Below are 6106 nucleotides of genomic sequence, written 5' to 3' on the forward strand. Positions count from 1 at the left end.
GCCCCCGGCGGGCGGGCGCGGCCCAACGGCGCCCGCGCGGCGGGGCGCGCGGCGGCGGCGGGGGCGCGCGCGGCGCGGGCGCGGTCCAGCTGCGCCCGCGACACATACTGGCCCTGCGCCAGGTCGGCATGGCGGCGGTAATCCAGATCGGCTTCCCGCGCGGCGGCCTCGGCGGCGCGCAGCTGCGCGCGCGCCGCGTCCACCCCGGCCTGCTGCTCCACGGCCGTCAGCCGCAGCAGCACCTGCCCGTCCTCGACCCGGTCGTTGACGTCGGCCTGTACCTGCGCCACCCGCCCGCTGGTCTGCGCGGACAGCGTGGCCTGGCGCACGGCCTCGACCACGCCGTCCCAGCCGCGGCCGTCGCCGGCGCCGGCTGCCCCTACCTCGATGCTGGACAGGCCCTCGACCACGACCGGGGCCGGTTCCGGGCGGCCATCGCCACAGCCCGCCAGCACGGCGGCCAGCAGCAGCGGGAGAGCATGGCGCGCACGCGGGATGTTCGGTTTCACGTCGGCGCCTTACTTGAACGCGCAGCCGCCGGGCACGCCCAGCCTGCGGAACAGCAGGGCCGCCGGACAGAAACCGGTGAAGCTGGCCTGCAGCAGGTTGGCGCCAACGAAGACGGTCAGCCACAGCCACAGCGGCGAGACGAAATGCGCGAGAGCGAGGCTGGCGAGGATCATCACGCCGGCGAAGGCGAGGACGGCACGGTCGAGGTTCATGCGGTTTCTCCTGGATTGCGATGGCCGGCACTGGCGCCGGGTTGCGCAAAACATTAGCAACAACTAATATTAGCGTCAACTGATATACGGAGCCGCCATGCACACCACCGTCAACGACCTGGTCGCCGCCGCCCGCGCACGCATCCGCGAGGTTTCCCCGCAGGAAGCCGCCACCTGGCCGGCCGGCAGCGTGGCAATCATCGACGTGCGCGAACCGGAGGAATACGCCGCCGGCCACCTCCCCGGCGCGGTCAACCTGCCGCGCGGCGTACTGGAGTTCCGCATCCATGCCCATCCGGCGCTGGCCTGCTCCACCAGCCAGGAGCTGGCCCGCCCCGATCGTCCGCTGCTGCTGTACTGCCTGACCGGCGGCCGCTCCGCGCTGGCCGCCGACAGCCTGCGCCAGCTCGGCTTTGGCGACGTGCGCTCGCTTGCCGGCGGCTTCGCCGCATGGCGCAATGACGCACTCCCCACCGACCAGGAATGACGATGGCAAAGGCCTCTCCCCGCCAGCAATTCGACGTGGCCGCGATGCGCGCCCATGCCGGCGACGCCGCGCAGCTGCTCAAGGCGTTGGCCAACGAGAACCGCCTGCAGGTGCTGTGCCTGCTGGCCGAGGGCGAGCGTTCGGTCGGCGAGATCAACGCTTTGCTGGACCTGAGCCAGTCGGCCCTGTCCCAACACCTGGCGGTACTGCGCGAGGAAGGCCTGGTGCGCACCCGGCGCGAGGCGCAGACCATCTTCTACGCGCTGGCCGACGGCCCCGCGGCGGCGGTCATGCACACCCTGCATGGCATCTACTGCGGCGGGCCGGCAACGACCGGCAAGGCAGGCAGGCCATGATCGGATGGCTCAAAACTCTGTTCGGCCTCGGCGGCGCACAGGTTCCGGCGGATGAAGCCGCTGCGCGCATGCGCGATGGCGCGGCGCTGGTGGACGTGCGCGAACCGGCCGAGTTCGCCAGGGGCCATGCGCCCGGCGCACGGCTGTTGCCGCTGTCGCGCATCCGCGCCGACACGTCGACCGCCATCGAATCGCTCGGCCTGCCCGAAGGCACGAACGACGTGCTGCTGGTCTGCCAGAGCGGCGTACGCTCGCGCATCGCCCAGGCCATGCTGGCGAAGAACATCCGGCATCGCTGCGTCAATGTCGCCGGCGGCATGAACGCCTGGGCGGCCGCAGACCTGCCGGTGACCCCGCCGCACCGCTGACCGGCGCCCTTCACCGCCGTACAGGGCCGGGCCCCTGCATGGCCCACGCCGCGGCGGATCGCGCCCGGCACCCGCCACCACGACCTCCCTTCCCTCCAGGAGCAGACGCATGAGCGCCATCCCTTCCTACACCGACCTGACCCGCGACATCTCGCGCAACCTCAATCCGCTGCGCACCCACAATGCCGACGTGATGCAGGGTTTCGGCGCCCTCAGCAAGGCGGCGATGGCCGCCGGCGCGCTGGACGAGAAGACAAAGGAACTGATCGCCATGGCGATCGGCGTGGCCAACCGCTGCGACGGCTGCCTCGGCTTCCATGCCAAGGCGCTGGTGCGGCTGGGCGCGACGCCGGAAGAATTCCGCGAGATGCTCGGCGTGGCCGTCTACATGGGCGGCGGTCCGTCGCTGATGTACGCGGCCAACGCCCTGGCCGCCTTCGAGGAATTCAGTACCGCGCAGGGTTGAGCGCCGCGCAGACGTCCACCGGGCCGCACGGCGTGCGTCGCAGGCGCCGCCCGCGGCCCCGCTGCTGCGCGGTCATGCACTGGTCAGCGCGCGCGCGGCCAGCAGCCGGTCCATGACCGACTTCAGCGCGAGCGGGCGCACCGGCTTGTGCAGCAGGGTCAGGCCCTGCTCCAGCACCTCGCGACGCGTGGCCAGGCTGTCGTCGGCGCTGAGGATCAGGGTCGGCCGCGCACCGAAGCGCTCGCCCAGCCGCGCCTGCAGCGCGGTGCCGGTATCGCCGTCGTCCAGGTTGTAGTCGAACAGCCACAGCGCCGCCGGCGCGGCCTGCATCGCCGCGACCGCCCCCGCCTCGGCCGATGCCTCGGCCACGTCGTAGCCCCACCCGCGCAGCAGCGCCGCCAGGCCGGCCAAGGCCGCCGGATCGTTGTCCACGACCAGCACGCGGATCGCCTCGCGGATCGATGCCGCCCCACCCCGCGGCGGCGGCACCGCGGCCGCGAACTGCGCCGGCATCTGCACCATGCCCACCGCCACCGAGAACACGGTGCCGCGGCCCAGCTCGCTGCGCAGCCGCAACGGCGCATCCAGCAGGCCGGCGATGCGGTCAGCGATCGCCAGACCAAGACCCAGTCCCTGGCCGCCGCTGTCCTCGCCGCGCCGGAATTCCTCGAAGATGCGCCGCTGCTCGCCCTTGGCGATGCCCGGCCCGGTGTCGTGCACTTCGATGCGCAAGCTGCCGCCGTCGCGGCGCACGCCGAGCAGCACGCCGCCCTGCGCGGTATAGCGCACCGCATTGGCCAGGAAGTTCTGCAGCACGCGCCGCAGCAGCTGCGGGTCGCTGTTCACCCAGGCGCGGGTCGGTACGTAGCAGAAAGCCAGCCCGCGCGCCGCCGCCAGCGCGCGGAATTCCGAAGCCAGCGGATCGAGAACTTCGGCCAGCGGCATGTCGCGCGGCTGCGGCACCAGCCCGCCGGCCTCCAGCCGCGACATGTCGAACAGGCCGGTCAGCAGCTGAGTGGTCGAATCCAGCGCGCCGCGGATCTGCACCACCGCCTGCCGCTGCGGCGGCGCCTCCACCTGCTGCGCCAGCGTGTCGGTGAACAGGTGCGCGGCATGCAGCGGCTGCAGCAGGTCGTGGCCGATGGCGGCCAGGAAGCGGCTCTTGGCATCGTTGGCGCGCTCGGCCTCGCGCTTGGCCGACTCCAGCAGCGCGGTGCGTTCGCCCACGCGCTGCTCCAGCGTCTCGTTGCTGCGCATCAGTTCCTGCTCGGTGCGGCGGAACTCGGTGACGTCGGTATAGGTGGCGACGAAACCGCCGCCGGGCATCGGGTTGCCGCGGATCTCGACGATGCGGCCATCGGGAAACACGCGTTCGGTCAGGTGCGCGGTGCCGGCGCGCATGAACGCCAGGCGCCGGTCCACCGCGCGCTCATCGCTGCCGCGCTGCGGCATCGCATGCAGCGCCCAGCGGGTCAGGTCCATGATCGGCCGGCCGACCTGCAACAGCTCGTCCGGAAAGCCGAACAACTGCGCATACGGGCGGTTCCACGCCACCAGCCGCTGCTCGCGGTCGATCACGCTGATGCCCTGGCTCATGTTCTGCAGCGCCGCCTGCAGCACCTGCTGGTTGAAGCGCAGGTCCAGCGAGGCCTCGCTGACGATGGCCGCAACCGTGGCCAGCTCGCCGCTCTCGCGGCGCGCGGCATCCAGCAGCAGCCGTGCCGACGCCGCACCGAGTACCGCGGACAGTTCGCGCTCGACGCTGGCCTCGGTCGCCGCCGGCACCGGCCCCTGTCGCGGCGCATCGGCCAGCAGCCGCTGCACCTTCTCGTAGGGCAGGAAGCGGCGCCCGGCGTCGCGCAGCGCGTCGGCGTCCAGATTGCGGCGGGTACGGTCGGGCGTGTCGCGCCGCCACGCCATCGCCAGCAGCGTCACCGCGGTGCCGACGAACAGGCTGGCACCGACCGCACGCCCCAGCGGACTCCAGCCGGTCAGGCCGAACAGCGCCCCCGGCGCCAGCCAGCGCCAGCCGAACGGCCCCTCCGCCAGCCATGCCGGCACGCGGCCGCCGTTTTCCAGCAGCGTCGGCAGCAGCAGTACCCAGGCCCAGGTGGCGAAGCCGGCCAGCACGCCGGCGATGGCCGCACGCGGCGGCGTCTGCGGCCGCCAGATGGCGAATGCCAGTACCGGCACCAGGGTGGCCATCGCCGAGAACGAGATCGCACCGATGTCGGCCAGCACGTTGCCGCCGCCGATCAGCCGGCTGTAGGCCCAGGCCAGCAGCATGATCACGCAGATGCCGGCGCGCCGCAGCCACACCAGTTCGCGGCGGTGGTCGCCGCCGGCGCGCGCCCAGGTGCTGCGCAGCAGGCCCGGCGCGAACCAGTGGTTGCCGATCATCAGGCTCAGGGTCAGGGTGCTGACCACCACCATGCCGGTGGCCGCGCTCAGGCCGCCGAGGAAGGCGAACAGCGCCACCCCGGTATGCCCGGCCGAGAACGGCAACGCCAGCGTGTACATGTCGCTGGGCACGCTGTTGCCCAGCAGCGCGCCACCGGCGCGCGCCAGCGGCAGGATCGGCAGCGCGATCAGCAGCAGGTACAACGGGAACAGCCAGCGCGAGGTACGGATGTCGGCCGGGTCGCGGCACTCGACCACGCCGACGTGGAACTGGTGCGGCAACAGGAACATCGCCAGCGCGCCGAGCAGCACCAGCGGCACGAAGCCGCCGGCCGGGGCATCCGCCGCGGGCGCCGGCGGCGGCATCGCCACCCCGTCCAGCCCGAACCAGACGAAGGCGCCCAGCGCCAGCATCGCACCGAGCTTGAACAGCGATTCGGCGGCCATCGCCAGCACCAGCCCGCGGTTGTGCTCGGACACGTCGGCGCGGCGCGCGCCGAACAGCATCGCGAACAACGCCATCGCCAGCGCCACGTACAGCGCGCTGTCGCGCCACGGCGCGGTGTCCTGCGCCGCGTCGGCCGAGCGCAGGGTGAGCATGCCGAAGCTCATCGCCACCGCCTTGAGCTGCAGCGCGATGTAGGGAATCAGTCCGAGCGCGGCGATCAGCGTCACCGTCGCCGCCAGCCAGGCGTCGCGCCCCAGCCGCGCGGCGATCAGGTCGGCCAGCGAGGTGGCATTGGTCTCGCGCGCCAGCCGCACCAGCCGCACCATCATGCCGATGGCCAGCGCATAGAACAGGATCGCGCCGACGAAGGTCGGCGGCAGCGGCCAGCCGTAGCGCGCGGCCTGGGTCACCGTGCCGTAGAACGTCCACGAGGTGCAGTGCACCGCCAGCGACAGCGCATAGACATGGCGCCAGTGACGGGCGAACACGGCCGGCCGGCGCTCGCCGTACAGCGCGACGCCGAACATCAGCACCAGCCAGGCCACCCCGGCCAGCGCCACCGTCACCAGACTCAGCATGCGTATGGGTTCCCCGTGTGCACAGCGGGCAGGATACGGCGCGCGGCAAGCGCAGCGGAACCACACAGCGCCCCCGCTCCCATAGGAGCGGCTTCAGCCGCGATGGCGCATTCCCGATGAATCACCACACACGCCAAGGCAGCAAGCGCAGAGGAACCGCACAGCGCACCAGCCCTCGTAGGAGCGGCTTCAGCCGCGATGGCGCGTTCCCGATGAACCACCGCGCACGCCAGCAAAGCTGTCTCCAGCAATTTCAGGAAAGCTCCATCGCGGCTGAAGCC

General features: G+C 72.2%; 7 protein-coding genes. 4 read left to right on the forward strand and 3 right to left on the reverse strand.

The features are described from left to right. On the reverse strand, positions 1 to 509 hold a 509-nt coding region (locus QMX80_RS17865; protein ID WP_282278520.1), incomplete at its 3' end, for a biotin/lipoyl-binding protein. A 9-nt stretch (positions 510 to 518) separates the two neighbouring features. After that, complete coding sequence (locus QMX80_RS17870; RefSeq protein WP_055771335.1) at positions 519 to 722, reverse strand: DUF2892 domain-containing protein; 204 nt, start codon at positions 720 to 722, stop codon at positions 519 to 521. Between the two features lie 97 nt (positions 723 to 819). On the opposite strand from QMX80_RS17870, the gene QMX80_RS17875 reads away from it, so the two are divergent. The 4 genes from QMX80_RS17875 (at position 820) to QMX80_RS17890 (ending at position 2399) form a co-directional block, all read left to right on the forward strand. Then, a complete protein-coding gene (locus QMX80_RS17875; RefSeq protein WP_282278521.1) occupies positions 820 to 1209 on the forward strand; it encodes a rhodanese-like domain-containing protein in 390 nt (129 codons plus the stop codon). Between the two features lie 2 nt (positions 1210 to 1211). Further along, a complete protein-coding gene (locus QMX80_RS17880) occupies positions 1212 to 1565 on the forward strand; it encodes a metalloregulator ArsR/SmtB family transcription factor (protein ID WP_273082654.1) in 354 nt (117 codons plus the stop codon). After that, positions 1562 to 1933 carry a rhodanese-like domain-containing protein gene (locus QMX80_RS17885; RefSeq protein WP_282278522.1) on the forward strand — a complete coding sequence of 124 codons (372 nt, stop codon included), beginning with the start codon at positions 1562 to 1564 and terminating at the stop codon, positions 1931 to 1933. Before QMX80_RS17880 ends, QMX80_RS17885 begins: the two co-directional genes overlap by 4 nt. 109 nt (positions 1934 to 2042) lie before the next feature. Beyond that, a complete protein-coding gene (locus QMX80_RS17890) occupies positions 2043 to 2399 on the forward strand; it encodes a carboxymuconolactone decarboxylase family protein (RefSeq protein WP_055771347.1) in 357 nt (118 codons plus the stop codon). 72 nt (positions 2400 to 2471) lie between these two features. Here QMX80_RS17890 and QMX80_RS17895 read toward each other — a convergent pair whose 3' ends face one another. Then, positions 2472 to 5825 (reverse strand): PAS-domain containing protein, encoded by a 3354-nt coding sequence (locus QMX80_RS17895; protein WP_282278523.1) that lies wholly within the window; start codon positions 5823 to 5825, stop codon positions 2472 to 2474. Between the last annotated feature and the right edge of the window lie 281 nt (positions 5826 to 6106).

The organism is Stenotrophomonas sp. PS02297 (assembly GCF_029959705.1).
Taxonomy (GTDB): domain Bacteria; phylum Pseudomonadota; class Gammaproteobacteria; order Xanthomonadales; family Xanthomonadaceae; genus Stenotrophomonas; species Stenotrophomonas nitritireducens.